16 protein-coding genes and 2 pseudogenes are annotated in these 15583 nt (G+C 41.2%); 5 read left to right on the top strand and 13 right to left on the bottom strand.

From position 1 onward, the window contains the following. Nucleotides 1-1466: 1466 nt before the first annotated feature. From IM496_RS02240 to IM496_RS02225, 4 genes and pseudogenes are all read left to right on the top strand, one after another. Nucleotides 1467-1589, top strand: a pseudogene (locus IM496_RS02240) (PEP-CTERM sorting domain-containing protein); the annotation flags it as partial. Nucleotides 1590-1781: 192 nt separating this feature from the next. Beyond that, nucleotides 1782-2030, top strand: a complete 249-nt coding sequence (locus IM496_RS02235; RefSeq protein WP_194014974.1) for a hypothetical protein — start codon at nt 1782-1784, stop codon at nt 2028-2030. Then, entirely contained in the window at nt 2023-2442 is a 420-nt protein-coding gene (locus IM496_RS02230) for a putative toxin-antitoxin system toxin component, PIN family (protein ID WP_194014956.1), read from the top strand. The genes IM496_RS02235 and IM496_RS02230 overlap by 8 nt, the downstream gene beginning before the upstream one ends. 97 nt (nt 2443-2539) lie before the next feature. Next, nucleotides 2540-4321, top strand: coding sequence for a peroxidase family protein (locus IM496_RS02225; protein WP_194014975.1), 1782 nt, complete (start codon nt 2540-2542; stop codon nt 4319-4321). Between the two features lie 102 nt (nt 4322-4423). Here IM496_RS02225 and IM496_RS02220 read toward each other — a convergent pair whose 3' ends face one another. The 5 genes from IM496_RS02220 to IM496_RS02200 all read right to left on the bottom strand — a co-directional run bounded on the left by IM496_RS02220 (nt 4424) and on the right by IM496_RS02200 (nt 9586). Beyond that, nucleotides 4424-5050, bottom strand: a complete 627-nt coding sequence (locus IM496_RS02220; protein WP_287661116.1) for a Uma2 family endonuclease — start codon at nt 5048-5050, stop codon at nt 4424-4426. A gap of 48 nt (nt 5051-5098) precedes the next feature. After that, nucleotides 5099-6625 (bottom strand): GldG family protein, encoded by a 1527-nt coding sequence (locus IM496_RS02215; RefSeq protein WP_287661115.1) that lies wholly within the window; start codon nt 6623-6625, stop codon nt 5099-5101. Nucleotides 6626-6627: 2 nt separating this feature from the next. Further along, a complete protein-coding gene (locus tag IM496_RS02210) occupies nt 6628-7458 on the bottom strand; it encodes an ABC transporter permease (RefSeq protein WP_194014962.1) in 831 nt (276 codons plus the stop codon). Continuing rightward, the gene (locus IM496_RS02205) at nt 7448-8389 is read right to left on the bottom strand and encodes an ABC transporter ATP-binding protein (RefSeq protein WP_287661113.1); all 942 of its coding nucleotides are present in this window, start codon (nt 8387-8389) and stop codon (nt 7448-7450) included. The genes IM496_RS02210 and IM496_RS02205 overlap by 11 nt, the downstream gene beginning before the upstream one ends. Before the next feature lie 216 nt (nt 8390-8605). Continuing rightward, on the bottom strand, nt 8606-9586 hold the full coding sequence (locus IM496_RS02200) for an ABC transporter ATP-binding protein (RefSeq protein WP_287661112.1): 981 nt from the start codon (nt 9584-9586) through the stop codon (nt 8606-8608). A 295-nt stretch (nt 9587-9881) separates the two neighbouring features. Between IM496_RS02200 and IM496_RS02195 the strand changes: the two genes are divergently transcribed. Further along, nucleotides 9882-10748, top strand: coding sequence for an alpha/beta fold hydrolase (locus tag IM496_RS02195; RefSeq protein WP_194014966.1), 867 nt, complete (start codon nt 9882-9884; stop codon nt 10746-10748). Between the two features lie 176 nt (nt 10749-10924). On the opposite strand, the pseudogene IM496_RS22245 reads toward IM496_RS02195, so the two are convergent. The 8 genes and pseudogenes from IM496_RS22245 to IM496_RS02155 all read right to left on the bottom strand — a co-directional run. Beyond that, nucleotides 10925-11100, bottom strand: a pseudogene (locus IM496_RS22245) (DUF29 family protein); the annotation flags it as partial. Nucleotides 11101-11242: 142 nt separating this feature from the next. Beyond that, on the bottom strand, nt 11243-11683 hold the full coding sequence (locus IM496_RS02185) for a DUF29 domain-containing protein (protein ID WP_002790561.1): 441 nt from the start codon (nt 11681-11683) through the stop codon (nt 11243-11245). Nucleotides 11684-12093: 410 nt separating this feature from the next. After that, the gene (locus tag IM496_RS02180; RefSeq protein WP_002775710.1) at nt 12094-12336 is read right to left on the bottom strand and encodes a DUF2283 domain-containing protein; all 243 of its coding nucleotides are present in this window, start codon (nt 12334-12336) and stop codon (nt 12094-12096) included. Further along, entirely contained in the window at nt 12287-12553 is a 267-nt protein-coding gene (locus IM496_RS02175; RefSeq protein WP_002798441.1) for a hypothetical protein, read from the bottom strand. Before IM496_RS02175 ends, IM496_RS02180 begins: the two co-directional genes overlap by 50 nt. A 627-nt stretch (nt 12554-13180) precedes the next feature. Continuing rightward, nucleotides 13181-13402 (bottom strand): type II toxin-antitoxin system HicB family antitoxin, encoded by a 222-nt coding sequence (locus tag IM496_RS02170; RefSeq protein WP_002744564.1) that lies wholly within the window; start codon nt 13400-13402, stop codon nt 13181-13183. Between the two features lie 2 nt (nt 13403-13404). After that, entirely contained in the window at nt 13405-13566 is a 162-nt protein-coding gene (locus IM496_RS02165; RefSeq protein WP_287661118.1) for a type II toxin-antitoxin system HicA family toxin, read from the bottom strand. Nucleotides 13567-13614: 48 nt separating this feature from the next. Next, nucleotides 13615-14310, bottom strand: coding sequence for a metal ABC transporter ATP-binding protein (locus IM496_RS02160; protein WP_149979722.1), 696 nt, complete (start codon nt 14308-14310; stop codon nt 13615-13617). 10 nt (nt 14311-14320) lie between these two features. Then, on the bottom strand, nt 14321-15268 hold the full coding sequence (locus IM496_RS02155; RefSeq protein ID WP_194014972.1) for a metal ABC transporter solute-binding protein, Zn/Mn family: 948 nt from the start codon (nt 15266-15268) through the stop codon (nt 14321-14323). Nucleotides 15269-15583: the final 315 nt, after the last annotated feature.

Genomic DNA, 15583 nt, shown 5'->3' with positions numbered 1-15583 from the left:
TTATTAACCTTTAATCCTGATGACTTTATCCCTATTCCCAATATTACCATCGTTCATCCTCAAGATTTCATTAATTCCCAATAATTAAGCAGCAAATCCGACATACCACACCAAAATCCCTCACGGAAGGCAATAGGTCGCTTGAGAAGGGGTAAAACAGGGGAAAACACCTGAGACTCCTTCCCCTGTCAATCCCTAAGCTAGGGAGAGGAATGTAAGGATTTATTAAATTGTAGCTTTTGATACAGTTGTGGGGGGGAGTGTGTATGCTTCTGCTATCTCCCATTGGAGTTGGATTATGCTGTTGTTTGACCTGACTGCGAGGGAGAGCGATCGCACTTAACCTAACCCAGCCTGCAAAAGCTGACGCTTTTCTGATGTCTCTACTCGTTTAGTTTTTTTTGGTGATTCTCATGTTTAAGTTCTCCGTATTCTTGATAACAATCGCTGCCGCATTAGTTAATACTGAATTAGCGTTAGGCGTAAATATGACAGTAACTAAAAAAACATATAATTTTAGTTGGCAAACGCGTGATCCTCGTCCCCCCCTCAACAGTTCGAATGGATCAACAATTACATTGCGATATAAGGGAATGGAGTTTCAAAATGGGGAAGTTGTGTACGGGGGTTTCTCAGGTGATGGTAATCCAGCGAGTTCCCATCCCAGTGAGTCCTATTCAGTGGTATCAAGTAGTGTTATGTTTTTTGATCCTGCAGATATGAAAAAATTGAAATCATTTGCAATATATATACCAGGAATCCAATTTAAACCAGATTATAATCAAATCTTCACTTTTTATGATCCACCTAAACCACCAGCTGGTATAGGTGGTGTAACAGAATATGGAATAATTCAGACTTCTCCTGTGCCTCCTGGCAGACCAAGTTGGACAATTACAGGTGTAACAGCCCAAGCGCCGGTTACTGAAATAATGCCTATGCCCATGCAACAAAAGAGAGGAGCGCATTGGAGTGGTGATAAAAGTGGTAATTCCAAACTCTCTTTTGACTCAAACACATCTACTTTATCCTTTAGTGATATGGTAGTAACACCAACGTTAAAACTGAGTGATGGTTCTGAAAGTCTTGCTGATCCTCTAGAAGGTGCTACTATTAGAATAGGCACTACTATTTTGTTAGGGAATGAAACCTCACAAGGATGGTCTTTAGCTAACACAATAATTGAATATTTAGTGAGTGATGTTCCTGTATTAACAGCTGGTTTAGTAAATGGTTTTTTATTTAAAGGTGGAGGTGCTGAACCACAATTTGATAGCGAGCTTCAGTATGATCTTGCGAACATTAGTGTGAATAATTTTATTAATTCTCCCTATCTCAGTAGTTTACAAACTTATACCGAGAATGGAAACTCAAGTTTTCTTTCATTCTATAGCAATATACTAGCATCGTCTAACAATCTTACCACTTCATCTCTCTCGACCGGTCAAGTTTCAGTTGATGGGAAGGTTCCTGAACCTAGTTCTGTGATAGGTCTTTTAGCTATTGGGACTCTCGGCGCAGCCTCAACCCTCAAGCGTAAACTAAAACCCTCCAAATCCTCAGAAAAGGAAACCACAAAAGTAGGCTAAATTGCCTACCAAAAATACCATAAATGCCCCTTCATTCAGTCAGTTGAGGGGGGTTATTTTTAGTCCGTGTTTCTATTCATTGATTTTTGTGATCCAATGGCAACTTTTACATCAATATCGTCAAATTCAATGAGTCTTGTGATTTTGTGCTACAATAGAAGTCTGTCAAAAGTAAAAAAACAATCAATTACCATGAATAGCAAGACAGAAATCACTATTCAAGTTCCTTTAGAAATTGCTAGATATTACGCTAAAATTAACCCCAATGACAGAGCAAACCTAGAAAATAAAATAACTGCAACTATTCAATTAGAATTAGAAAAATATCGTCAAAAAGCAGGGGCGAGGTTATCAACAATTATGGATCAAGCTAGTGATGAAGCAGAAGCTAACGGATTAACTCCAGACATTTTAGCGTCTATCTTAGAACAAGATGAATAAACCCCGATTTGTTTTTGATGCTAATGTAATTGTTAGTGCTTTTTTATTTAAAAACAGTTCACCTCGTTTGGCGTTAGAAATGGCCAAGAATCAGGGCATAATTATCCTGTCTGAGACAGTTATTGATGAACTTAGTGACGTTTTATCTCGTTCTAAATTTGACCGCTATTTAGCTAAATCAATTCGCCAAGAGCTATTAGAAACATTAGTAGAAGCATCTTTATTAGTGCAACCGTCAGAATCTATCAATGAATGTCGAGATTCCAAGGATAATAAATATCTAGAGTTAGCGATTAGTGGTCATGCTGAATCTCTTATTACAGGGGATGAAGATTTGTTAGTCTTGAACCCATTTAGAAACATTAAAATCATCACTGTATTAGAATTTTTGGATACTTATTCCCTTAGTTGATGGGGTTTAGTTTTTTGCCCACTTTCCTTGCTATGCTAAGATAAAACTAAGGACAAATATTCACCCTCGATCGAGATTTTTATATTTATCGATTGTTATGAATTTCTCTAAAACCCTTTTAACTGGCTCAATGGTTAGCCTCAGTCTGCTTTTCGCCGAGATTTTACCCCTTACGTCCGCCTCTGCCTTAACCTTTCGTTCTGCTGATGGTTCAGGCAATAACCTGAGTAATCCCACTTGGGGGGCAGCCAAAACCCCTTTATTACGCCTTACCCCATCCACCTATCAAGATGGTTATAATTCCCCCCGTTCCCTTGCCAGTGATGGGATCGCGCCCCTTCCCAACCCCAGAGATATTAGTAACACTGTTGTCCGTCAAGATAATCGTTCCCTACCGAGTCCCCTGCATTTGAGTGATTGGTTATTTCAATGGGGACAAGTCATCGATCACGATCTGGATCTCAATGAACCCGCCAAGGGAACACCTGCCAGTAATATTCCCATCAATCCCATAGATATCGCCACGGGATTGCCCGATCCTCTGTATTCACCGGTAGGGATTCCTTTTACCCGGAATGAAGCCTTAGCGGGAACCGGGACGGGAATCGGCAATCCTCGCCAACAGATTAACCTTTTAACCTCTTATATCGATGGTTCTCAAGTGTACGGTTCATCTCAAGCGGTGGCTGATGAATTGCGTACTTTTAGCGGAGGGAAACTGAAAAGTCAGATCCTCAACGGCGAGGAATTATTACCCTTGAAAACCCAAGCGAATGTACCGGCGGCGAATCCTCTAGGGCTGCCTGACGATCGCTTGTTTGCCGGGGGAGATCCCCGTCCCAATGAGCAAATAGGCTTAATGGCAGTCCATACCCTCTTACTCAGGGAACACAATCGCCTCGCCACTGAGTTAAAAACCCGCCTCGATGGGGGAGATAGTGCCTTAATCCAAGCTTTGACGGGTACAGGGTTAGATGAGGACGAATTTCTCTATCAATCTGCCCGTAAAGTTTTAGGGGCGCAGATTCAAGTGATTACCTATCAGGAATTCTTGCCCCTTCTCATTGGCACAGATGGCTTATCTCCCTATCTGGGCTATAATCCGACGGTAAATGCGGGAATTAGCAATGAATTTGCCAATGCGGCCTTTCGTTTTGGTCATACCACCCTCTCTCCCTCTCTCCTGCGGACAGACGAAAACCACCAAATTTTAGACAGTATTCTCCTAGCCGATGCCTTTTTCAACACCCAAGACGTGATCGAGCGGGGGGTAGATTCCCTCCTCATCGGTTTAGCTTCGCAGAAATCCCAAGCTTTTGACCCTTTTATCGTGGATTCGGTCAGAAATTTTCTCTTTACAGCGCCAAGTGGTGGAAGTGATTTAGCGGCGGTGAATATTGCCAGAGGCAGAGAAGTGGGGATTGGTACATTAAATCAGGTACGTTCCGCGTTAGGATTAACCCCTTATCGCAGTTTTGCAGAGATTAACCCCGATCCTGAGATTATTGCCCGTTTATCTGCCATTTATGCCTCAGTAGAGGATATAGATTTATGGGTGGGAGGATTAGCAGAGATGCCTGTTTCTACCAATGCCTTACTAGGGGAAACCTTTAGATATATCATTGCCGATCAGTTTACTCGACTCAGGGACGGAGATCGCTTTTTCTATCTCCATGATTTAAACGATTTACAGTTACTTGACCCGAATATTGCCGAAACCACCCTTTCTCAGTTAATTACCCGCAATTCAACCATTAATACAATGCAGGCGAATGCTTTCTACTATACTAGCGTTCCTGAACCTTCTTCTCTTCTTGCTTTACTAGGTTTAGGCCTCTTGGGTGTGGTTCAAGTCATCTTAGCAAAGGGACTCGCTTGAGCAAAGGTGAGCTTGATTCTAGGGCGTTGTCAAATTGAAAGATGTTCCGAATCAGCTTGGAACTGAAATTACTTTGATAGCAAGGATTGCATTGCATCTTTCCTATTCTGATCTGACAACGCCAAAAATTTGATTAGCAGTGAGGTTTAACTCTGGAAAAACCCCTGAAATAAGACGTTGATCCTGTTTAAATAAATTACCTTGATATTCTCCATCGATTAATTGATAGATAGAAATGGTGGGTTCTTTGGGGCTGCCGATATATCGGGCCGAACCTTTGGCTAAATAATCGATAATCCAATATTCGGCAATTCCTAATTGTTCGTAGTCGTCGAATTTTTTCAGATAATGATCTCGCCAATTGGAACTGACAATTTCAATAATTAATTTAGCTGATGTTGCCAGAGAAATTGAGGAAGCGGTTTCCCAATAGGGATCGTTAACTAGATTTTCTCTGTCTAAGACAATAATATCGGGTAGATAACCTGTATGGGGGCGAAGGGGTTTTACTGCCGCAGTATTGGGGATAAAATAGGGCAATTGCTGCCGATTTATCTCTAAGAATAGGGTTCCAGAAACAAATCCGCCAATTTCTTCGTGTTTTCCGAGCGTTCGCATCATGGGCAATAATTTTCCTGCGATTAATTCGTATTGTTGTCCATCATCGGGATATTGATTAATATAGTCATCAAAAGTCAACAATTGGGGGATGGTTTGGGTTGTGGTCATGGCAGTTAGGGGGAATAAGAGAGATGATTTTTCTAGATTCTAACTCGATTAACGACGTTGCCACCAAGTCAATCCAGCTAGGGTAAATCCTACTAAAGGCATCACTACCATCGCTATCCAAAAAATAGCGTTAGCTTGCAGGGGATTTAAATTGATTCTTCTATTTTCTGGTTCCTTGGCCCGGATAGATAAGGTGGCTGTTTCACCACTGGCTAACCACTGCACAGAATTTAAAAATATATCTCCGTTTAACTGTTGTTCAAACAGTCCATCGCTGGCAAAGCTGGCATTACCAATCACGATTAATTTACCTTTTTTTCCCGTCAGGGCAACTCCTAGATCAAAGGGACCAGCTAAATCTTTTTCGGGGTTAAACTGGAGATTCTGATCATTTAAATCACTCTCAGCCCACATTTTATCATTAGTAATCATTAAAGATATGGCTTCAATTCCTTCGATGGGAACGGTAGCGATGGGACGAGCAAAGGGAAAGATAGAAATACCGTTAGCAAAATCGCGAGTAATGGGATGATTGCCGTAATTGGTAATAATGGGACTAGCCGGTCCTAGTCCGATGATTTCCCCGGCACCGGAAGCATCAATAATAATCCGATTATCTAGTTTCACACCCCAAGCGCTTAATAAGGGTTCTAATCCGGTTTCGGTTTGGGGGTCAATCAGTAATAAAATTTTGCCCCCTTGCTCAAGATAGTTTTTTAACGCGGTGACTTCCTGGGGAAATATTTTTCTTTTGGGACTGGCAATAATAATGACATCGGCATTATTGGGAATGGTGGAACGTTCCACTAGATTAAGTGGTTCTACTTGATAACCTTTTGCTTCTAAACTATTGACTGCTTGTCCTAAACCCCCTTGAGGTTCTTTGATGGCATTTTCTCCATGACCTTGCAGAAAGTAAGCGGTTAGAGTGCGATCGGTTTTAGCGGTTTCGATGGCGTTACTCAGTTTCGCTTCGGTGAGACTTTCCTCTTCACTAATAGTTTTCAGGGGTTGTTTTTTGTCACCATACTGTAGATAGACTCTAGACAGATTATCATCGGCTAGTTTTTTAAATTCTTGAACAATATTGGGTTTTTTCTCCGGGTTAACTATCTCGTACTGAAATTGGGGATTTTTGCGTTGATAATTGGCTAAAAGTTCCTCTTCGTTGGCACTGATTCCCCGGGTTGAAAAAATCCAGACTTTGACTGGTTTTGACAGATTGGTTAATAGTCTTTCGGTTTGGGGGGATAAACTAAAGATTTGGTTTTCGGTTAAATCAACTCGATAGGGATAACGGAGGGCAAGAAAGTTAATTAAACCGATAACACCGAGGACAATAATAGTAGTAATGAGGGTTTGAGTGCCGGTGCGGGTACTTCTTTTTTGCCAAAAGTCTTTGGAAGTGATTACTAATAACAACAGCCACCCTAGAAACAGAATAGCCCCGGCAATTAATAACCCCAGAGAGAGGGATGACCATTGACCGGAGATTAACCCCACGGTTAAGCCGGCACTAGCCAGAAAGAGGGCGGGTATATAGAGAAATTTACCGTATTTTTGCCAGGATCTCATAGTTAGTTTCTTTGATAACGGTCCGCTTCGATCGATTGAGTAGTTAGGAAGATTCCCAGCAGAATATAACTGAGGAGGATGACTAAACTACTACTGTCAAAAATTCCCCGCACGAAATTGTTAAAGGGTTGATACAAAGATAGATGGGAGAGTAATTCTTTCAGGAAAAATCCGATCTGTTCTCCCACTTCTCCTCCGATGCGATCTCGAAAGAAGGTTTCGGCATTGTTAGCAATGACATCCAGTATCCAGATAAATAAGATGGTGATAAAGGTGATGATGTAAGCCAGGATAGAACTATTGGTGAGGGAAGAAATAAACATTCCGATGGCTAGGATGGCCGCTGCCAGTAAAATTAATCCTAGATGAGCTAGTAAAATACTGGCTATATTCACCGGGGGAACTGCGCTACTAAAAACCACTATTTCGTAAATCCAGAGGGGGGTAATCATCACGGTAAAAAAGGCCAGCACTCCCAATAATTTACCGATGGCTATACTCCAATTAGTCAGGGGAGAAGTGGCTAAAAGTTCTAGGGTTCCCTGTTTTTTTTCCTCTGCGTATAATCCCATAGACAGGGCCGGCAAAATTACCAACAATAAAGAGGATAAAATAATGCCGATGAAAGTGGTCATAAATTCAGATACCGTATCTCTGGCTACCAGAAATCCCGATTGTTCCTGGATACTAACATCGAGAATAATGCCGTAGAGAAGGGAGTTAAAGAAAAATCCCGCTACTAACCAAAATATGCCCATAATTATATAGGCATTGGCGGCGGTAAAATAGCTTTGAAATTCCTTGCGAAAAATCGCCCAGATATTATTGATCATGCCTCTCCTCTTGGTGATTACTTTCCCCGCTGCCGATTACTTCCAGAAAGATGTCTTCTAGGGTTTTACGCGTGCGACGCATTTCTAATAGGTTATAACCATTGTTGACAACTATTCTAGCAAGTTCTGCCCCTAGGTTTGTTCCCGCTTGACCAACAATTTTAAGCAGGTTATCGCCGACTTTTGCTGCTTGTTCGACTTGCGGCAGTTGTTGAAGGATTTCTAGCAGGGAATCCCTATCACCCTCGATCTCAATTTCATAACTGGAACTGGCAGGGGGGGCGGTAGTAATATTATTGGCCACGATGCGACCCCGATTAATAATTGTCGCTCGATCGCAGGTAATACTCACTTCTGGCAAAATATGAGTGGAGAGAATAATTGTATGTTCTCCCGCTAAACTTTTAATCAGATTTCTTACCTCGATAATCTGTTTCGGATCCAATCCTACTGTCGGTTCATCTAAAATAATTACCGGTGGATCGTGTATGATCGCTTGGGCAATTCCCACACGCTGTTTATAACCCTTGGATAACTTGCGGATAATAACTTTTCTTTTTTCTAGTAACTGACATTTGCCTAACACTAAATCTACCCGCGCTTTTCTATCCCCCGATGAGATGCCTTTAATCCGTGCCACAAAATCAAGAAAACTTTCCACGGTCATCTCTGGATACAAGGGGGGATTTTCAGGAAGATAACCAATGCGACGACGCACTTCTAAGGATTGTTGATGCACATCGTATCCTGCTATCCTTGCTGTTCCTGTTGTGGCAGGAATATAACCGGATAAAATCCTCATAGTTGTGGTTTTTCCCGCTCCATTCGGTCCCAAGAAACCGAGTATTTCTCCTTTTTCTACCGTAAAATCCACGTCACTAATTGCCGTGGTAGAACCATAAATTTTACTCAGATGTTCGACTTCAATCATAAGCTTTATCAGTTATCAGTTATCAGTTATCAGATGGGAGTTTTCAGTCAATAGTGTTAAGTGACAAGTTCGGAGCTTTCTTTTAACTCGACGGAATCTAAAACCTAATTTGTTAAGCTAGAAGATTTTATGGACTTAGTTTCTAACCTTCTTTTTGGGTAGGAGAATTGCCAGATTCTTTCTTTTGCCTCTTGCCTCTTGCCTTTTGCCTACTGCTCACTGATAACTGATTTTTCCCAGACTATGATCCTGATTAATTTCTACCACTAGCTCTGCTTGTTTGAGCAGGGGTGGGAGAAATAATTGCGGATGTAAACTTTTCCAAAAATACTTGACAAATTCCTCGATTTCTGATGGGTTCATACCTCCTTTTGCTTCGGCCGCCTGTCGCCATTGTAAACTGTAACGGTAGTCAAGGGGATAAAGAATCAGTAAGCGATCGATTTTTGACCACAGGGGTAGATATTCTCGCAATCTTTGATTATTATCCCTGGCGAATTGTCGGTCTTCTTCGCTATTAATCGGATCGGGGGCATGATCAAAGACTGTTTCTTCTACTGGATTCATGCCCACAAACCAACCCTCGAAAAAAAGAATATCAACTCGTTCCACTTGTTCCGCTGCAATTCTATCCCCTTGTCCTCGATGCAGGGACTTGTCAAAACGTGGGATTAAAATCGGACTTTCTTGCTGACAAACCTGTTCTAAAACTTTAATTCCTAATGCTATATCATGAGTACCCGGTGGACCACGCCAGCGCAATCTTTCATCCTTTTGACGCAATTTTATTCGCTCATTATAGGTCTTATAAATATCATCTAAAGAGAGATTATTTACTTTTAAATCAAAATAGGCTAAAATAATCGACATTATGGATGTTAAGGTGGTCTTTCCCGTGCCTTGGGGAGCCAAAATGCCTTGAATCAACGGTTTTGCGTGGCTGCGTAGCTCTAGCGCCCAAGGAATCCAAAAGCGCCAACAGCTGATCAAAATCTGATTTGGCTGATTTATCCCTAACTCCTGACATTTTTGCCAGACTCGCGGCCAGAGAATCGTTAATAGTTCCGCCCTTTCCTGTAGGATGAGAGGGTTAGTCTGGTGAAAATTTAAGGATTCGATCTCTAGTAAATCTTCTATATCCGCCTCAGTTAAGGGATTTTTGTCGATTAATGCCTGTAAAATCGTCAAAATCTTCATAGCTGTTATATCAGAATTAGCAAAAAACTGTCCCGATGATTCAGGAGTAATTCTCTGGGGTTAGCCACCCATACCGGCAGATTAATCCTGCTCAAGATTTTTTTTGAGAGTGTTTTTTAGGGTTATTTGCCCAAAAATGAAGGGTTCGCAGGCAGGCACGGATTCCCATTATATATATAAGTATATGTCAAGTTCCCTTTTCAGTCAAGGGGTTTGGCCAAAAATCTCTAGCTTTGTCTCCAGTTTCCCAATCGGTTAGACTAAGAATTATTCACATTACTTAACAAAACAGCCGATGAATACAGCTGCCCTGACGATAAAGCAAAATTGGCAATGGCAAGGACATTCGATACACTATGTGCAAGCGGGTACTAGAGTCACGGGAAAACCCCCGTTACTATTAGTCCACGGTTTTGGCGCTTCCACCGACCATTGGCGAAAAAATGTGCAAGGTTTAGCCTCAGAATGGGAGGTATGGGCGATCGATCTGTTAGGATTTGGTAGATCAGCTAAACCGGATATTGTCTATAGTGGCAATCTTTGGCAGCAACAATTAAACGATTTTATCAAGGAAGTTGTGGGCCAACCGACGGTTTTAGCGGGTAATTCTCTGGGGGGTTACGCTTCTCTCTGTGTGGCTGCTAATCATTCCGAGAATGTTCGGGGATTAATTCTCCTCAATAGTGCCGGTCCCTTTAGCGATACAGAAAGCAATCGTCAGCCTAATTTAGCACAAAAATTACTGCGATCAGTCTTGCTGCAACCCTGGGCTAGTTATCTCTTATTTCTCTATACCCGTCAACCCAAAACTATCCGCAAAACCCTAGAGAAAGTATATCTCGATCGCAGTGCCATTACTGAGCAGTTAATAGAAGATATCCGTCGTCCTTCCCTGGATGCGGGAGCAGCCAAAGTTTTTGCTTCTGTGTTTAAATCTCCCCGGGGGGAAAACGTGGATATTCTCCTGCAAAAGTTAAGTTGTCCCCTGTTGATGTTATGGGGTGAGGGGGATCCTTGGATGAATACTAGGGAACGCGGATCCAAATTCCGTCAATACTATCCTTCTCTGACAGAATATTATCTAACTGCCGGTCATTGTCCCCACGATGAAATTCCCACAGAGGTTAACCAGTTGATTAGTGATTGGGTGAAAAGCTTATAGGTAGTTAGGGACCGGTTATCAGGTTTTTATTTTTTTGACGCTTATTTGACCTGAAAAAAGAGGGTTTGCAGGCAGGCACGGATTCCCATTATATATATAAGTATCTGTCAAGTGCGGGGATTTGTCAAGGATTTTTTTGAAAAAATCTACCAGAATTTGGCCGGTGGGGAAGACATTGGCCGGTATTGGTAGAGAAGCAGATGAATGAGTAATTGCAGGGGATAACTATCTACTTTATGTCTCTGTTGGTTCCCCAATCTAATACATCTGTCCGTCTTTGTCGCAGTTGTTGGGCCGTTTCTTCTAACCAAGCAAGATAGTCTTGTTCTTATAAGTCTTTGGTATTGGTCAGGTATCGGGTTTTTATTTTTTTGAAGCTTATTTGACCTGAAAAAAGAGGGTTCGCAGGCAGGCACGGATTCCCATTCTATATATAAGTATCTGTCAAGGGCGGGGATTTGTCAAGGGTTTTTTTGAAAAAATCTGCCAGAATTTTAGGGGAGAAAATCGGAATCGAGGATTTGTTCGGGACTATAGGGGCAGCTTTCGGCAAAGATAGCGGCCGGTAATTGGCTTTTTTGTCGGACTCGCTTCACTGCTTTGGGGTAAATAACGGCGATTCTGGTTAAAAAATAGTTATAAAGGGTTTTCGACTCCAATAAAAGTTCTAATTCCACCCGAAAGTTACCGATTTCGTCCTGCCATCCCCGCGCACATCTTTCTCGTTCCTCCGGCCAGTATTGGTAGAGGAGCAGATGAATGAGCAATTGTAGGAGATAACTATCTACTTTATGTCTCTGTTCATTCCCCAGCGCTTCGATTTCTTCTCCGAGATGTTCCCAATCTAATACATCTGTCTGTCTTTGTCGCAGTTGTTTGGCCGTTTCTTCTAACCAAGCAGGATAGTCTTGTTCGTATAAGTCTTTAGTTGTCATACCCTATCCTGTTTAGTGCTGGTCAGGTATTAGGTTTTTATTTTTTTGACGCTTATCTAACCTAAAAAAAGAGGGTTCGCAGGCAGGCACGGATTCCCATTATATATATAAGTATCTGTCAAGGGCGGGGATTTGTCAAGGGTTTTTTATTGAGATTTTGTTAATCATCTCGAATACCGTGCATCATGGATTAGTAAACGCTCCGAAAGATTGGCAATATTCCAGTTTTCACCGTTATGTTGAAGAAGGAATTTATGATCAGATGTGAGGAGCTTCAGAAAAGCTGATCTTTGATAGTGATATTGGTATGGAATAAAATGTGGAAGTGAAACCCAAAAAATTCAGGTAAGAAATAAGGGCAATGTTGGGTTTCGTCACCTCAACCCAACTTACAAGATCAGCGATCACCTTTATCGAGAAGAAATAGCTACCTGCACATTCGGAGAAAAATTCTCGATTTTTCGAGAAGCATTAAGAATTTCAATCCCGATTACATTACCTGCTTGATCATAGTCAAGAATAACCCCCGGACTGATTGCCTCACTTTCTTCTACGGGTGTGTCATGCCAGGTAATTGTTAAAACGTCAACTTCAGCATCATATTTAGCTTTCATTTGATAGCTGCCTATATTTTCTAAGTTTACTGGTAACATATAGTGTAACAATTTTTTGAGGCTCAACTAAGTCATTAATGTAAATTCTCAGAAGATAAGTTTTATTGTTAATGGCGACAAACGTACCTTGATAAACTTTGAGTCCATCTTCTTCTAAAATTTGCTCAGGATTATTAAGGATGTCCTGCAATATTTTTAAAGAGATTTGGCGTTGAATAATTTTTTCTTCGGCATGGTGACTTAAAATAAAGTTCACGAGGATTTCGGGTTCTTCGGTTTGTCTTATGCAATGGACGGGGTTATAAGGAATGAAACCTTTATAGAGACAGACATTGCCGCAATTTTTGTCAATTGTTGGCGATATGGAGCGAACTAATCAATTAAATCTCTTGCCAGATAAGGATTGAGTCGATTTATGCCCCCCTATCGAACCATACCAAGTCCCGAAGAGCCTGGATTTAGCAAAAATTATAAAGCAAATAATCGCACTGTAGGTTGGATTGAACGAAGTGAAACCCAAAAAATTAAGGTAAGAAATAAAGGCAATGTTGGGTTTAGTCACTAATATCGGTATGGAATAAAATGTAGGTTGGTTTGAACGAAGTGAAACCGAAAAAATTAAGGTAAGAAATAAAGGCAATGTTGGGTTTCGTTACCTCAACCCAACCTACAAGATCAGCGATCGCACTGTTGATCCGTCTGAATCATCGATCGCGTCTGGTTACTGTAAAGAATCACTGACCAGAATAGTAGCACGCGAGGATGTGTTAGCGTAACGCAGAATGATTACAAATTCGTCATGATTAAAAGCAAAAAAGCGCGTTAAGTAACTATTTTTTAAGTCAAGACGGCAATTAGCGATCACAATTCCCCCAAAAATGCTCTATACAGTGCTTAATGCTTTGATTTTCGCTATCTCTGTTTCTAAGTTGGGAAGTTTTTGATTATATTTTTGGGCTGTTTCTAACCATAAATCTTTTACCATCAGTAATTCTTGTAGGGTTTCTTCTAAGGTTTCACCCTGAGCCAAACAGCCAGATAGTGCCGGAATTTCAGCGACAAAACCGCCTTCTTCACAGGGATAAATAATAATTGGATAATTCATCTTTAGTTGTCTCCGATAATTTCAAGGACTCGACGAATATAAACAGATTTTACTTTTTTATTATGAACAGGTATGATCAAAATAATATCATTTCTTTTAAAAATGTGATGGCTACCTGTAATTCGATCAAGGGAAAACCCTTCTAATTCTAGCAGTTGACAAATATCGTTGAATCTTGCGTTATTAGGACTATTCTTGAAAGGAGAAACCTTTTAACAATACACTTGTTCTAACATAGCGGTAGTGAGAGATTTTTGGCCGTGATAATAGAGACGACGATTGAGACAACCGATCGATTTAACATAGGTAGATAGGGTTCCCAGATCATGGGAAATAATTAAAATAGTCATCCACTCATTCAATTCTTGCAACAGGGAAAAAATACTAGCACGCATTTGGGGATCGACACTAGCAGTGGGTTCATCTAAAATCAAGAGACGGGGTTCTACTGCTAAAGCGCGAGCGATATAAACCCGTTGGCGCTGTCCTCCCGAAAGTTCGGCAATCGACCTTTTTTTCAACGCTAACATTCCCACACTATCTAAAGCTTTATCTACCCTTAACTCATCTTTTTTACTATAGCCTTGCCAGAGTTTTTTGCTGCTCAATCTCCCCATTTTCACCACCTCCCCCACAGTGATGGGAAATGAGCGATCGCATTCGACAAACTGCGGCACATAACCGACTAATTCCCGACCTTTTTGGACACTTTGCCCCAAAATACTGACTTCTCCCCGCCAAGGTTTAATTAATCCCAGTAAAACCTTAAGGAGGGTAGTTTTTCCTCCTCCATTCGGGCCGATAATTCCCAGGAAATCTAATTCTTCAATGGTTAAATTAATATCTTCGAGGATGGGTTCCTGTTCGTAGCCGGCCCAGAGATTATTAATGGTAATGATCGTTGACATATACAAGCAATTACTGATTTAAAACTGTGGCCATTTTTTGGGAAACTTGTCGCAGGTTTTCACTCCAATTTTGAGCAAAGGCACTGATAGGGATTACCTGTCCCCCAATTTCCCTAGCAATGGTTTCGGCACTTTTTTGGCTAAATTCTGGTTGAGCAAAAATAACTTTTATATTCTCTTTTTTTGCCTGTTTGATTAGTTGACCTAACTGGGCAGCACTGGGTTCATTACCGTCGATTTCGATCGCAATCATCTCTAAACCGTAATCTTGGGCAAAATAGCCCCATTCGGGATGAAATACCATAAATTTTTTGTTTTTAATCCCTGCCAAGTTTTGCCGAATTTCTTGATCTAATGCGTCTAATTCCTGACTGAATTTTTCAAAGTTAGCCCGATAGATAGCTTCCTGACCGGGATCGAGTTGTGCTAGGGTTTGATAAATAGTCTTTGCCTGTGCTTTGACTCGTTTTGGTGATAACCAAATATGGGGATCTAGGGTGTTTTTTCCAGCTTGCTCTGTTTTTGCCTTGGCGTGATCATGATCGTGATTATGATCATGGTCATGATCGTGATCATGTTCTGCTGTCAAAGGGATTTTATCTACTCCTTGACTGGTATCGACGATTAACATCTGCTGGTTAACACTGTTTAAGCGATCTTTCCAGGCATCTTCTAAGGATACACCGATTTTAAAGTAGGCTTGCGATCGGGCTGTGGTTTTTAATTGTTCGGGTTTTGGTTCATAGGTGTGGGGATCTGTCCCGGGTTGAATCATGGCATTAACACTGACTCTATCACCGCCGATGCGTTTGACGAAATATTCCTGCGGTACGATACTGACTGTCACCTGTAAGGGTGTCTTTGCTTCCTCTTCCTTGACCGAGGGACCACTACAAGCTGTTAAGCTGGCTATAGTCATTGTTAAAGCGATCGCTGTTAACTGGAAATTTTTACCCATCGGATTAACTGAGTCTGATTATGATTCTGATCCTATCACAGTCGGTGAGAATCGTTATCATTCTGAAAATATTGTGGTATAGATGCACTGGTTTTTCTGCCATCGATCTTTTGCTGGCAATTAAAAAATTTTTTCTTGCCAACCAACGCTTGACATGATATTATATAGATAATGGAAAATCCCTGCGCCTGCGACCCCCCTCTGGTCAGGTCAAATAAAGCCCAAAAAAATTAACCCCAAAAAGTAGTGGGTGAACTGATAACTGATACTTGCTAAGACTGTGCCGGAGCAGGGAGAGGAAGCCTGAGCATTTGT

Source organism: Microcystis sp. M049S2 (assembly GCF_020245625.1).
Taxonomy (GTDB): Bacteria; Cyanobacteriota; Cyanobacteriia; order Cyanobacteriales; family Microcystaceae; genus Microcystis; species Microcystis ichthyoblabe_A.
The sequence above is the reverse complement of the archived record's forward strand: the minus strand, read 5'-3'. Positions and strand labels throughout refer to the sequence as shown.

Bases quoted from the DNA above. Each gene is read 5' to 3' on its own strand.
- IM496_RS02235 (WP_194014974.1), top strand. From the start codon at position 1,782: ATGAATAGCAAGACAGAAATCACTATTCAAGTTCCTTTAGAAATTGCT.
- IM496_RS02230 (WP_194014956.1), top strand. From the start codon at position 2,023: ATGAATAAACCCCGATTTGTTTTTGATGCTAATGTAATTGTTAGTGCT.
- IM496_RS02225 (WP_194014975.1), top strand. From the start codon at position 2,540: ATGAATTTCTCTAAAACCCTTTTAACTGGCTCAATGGTTAGCCTCAGT.
- IM496_RS02220 (WP_287661116.1), bottom strand. From the start codon at position 5,050: ATGACCACAACCCAAACCATCCCCCAATTGTTGACTTTTGATGACTAT.
- IM496_RS02215 (WP_287661115.1), bottom strand. From the start codon at position 6,625: ATGAGATCCTGGCAAAAATACGGTAAATTTCTCTATATACCCGCCCTC.
- IM496_RS02210 (WP_194014962.1), bottom strand. From the start codon at position 7,458: ATGATCAATAATATCTGGGCGATTTTTCGCAAGGAATTTCAAAGCTAT.
- IM496_RS02205 (WP_287661113.1), bottom strand. From the start codon at position 8,389: ATGATTGAAGTCGAACATCTGAGTAAAATTTATGGTTCTACCACGGCA.
- IM496_RS02200 (WP_287661112.1), bottom strand. From the start codon at position 9,586: ATGAAGATTTTGACGATTTTACAGGCATTAATCGACAAAAATCCCTTA.
- IM496_RS02195 (WP_194014966.1), top strand. From the start codon at position 9,882: ATGAATACAGCTGCCCTGACGATAAAGCAAAATTGGCAATGGCAAGGA.
- IM496_RS02185 (WP_002790561.1), bottom strand. From the start codon at position 11,683: ATGACAACTAAAGACTTATACGAACAAGACTATCCTGCTTGGTTAGAA.
- IM496_RS02180 (WP_002775710.1), bottom strand. From the start codon at position 12,336: ATGTTACCAGTAAACTTAGAAAATATAGGCAGCTATCAAATGAAAGCT.
- IM496_RS02170 (WP_002744564.1), bottom strand. From the start codon at position 13,402: ATGAATTATCCAATTATTATTTATCCCTGTGAAGAAGGCGGTTTTGTC.
- IM496_RS02160 (WP_149979722.1), bottom strand. From the start codon at position 14,310: ATGTCAACGATCATTACCATTAATAATCTCTGGGCCGGCTACGAACAG.
- IM496_RS02155 (WP_194014972.1), bottom strand. From the start codon at position 15,268: ATGGGTAAAAATTTCCAGTTAACAGCGATCGCTTTAACAATGACTATA.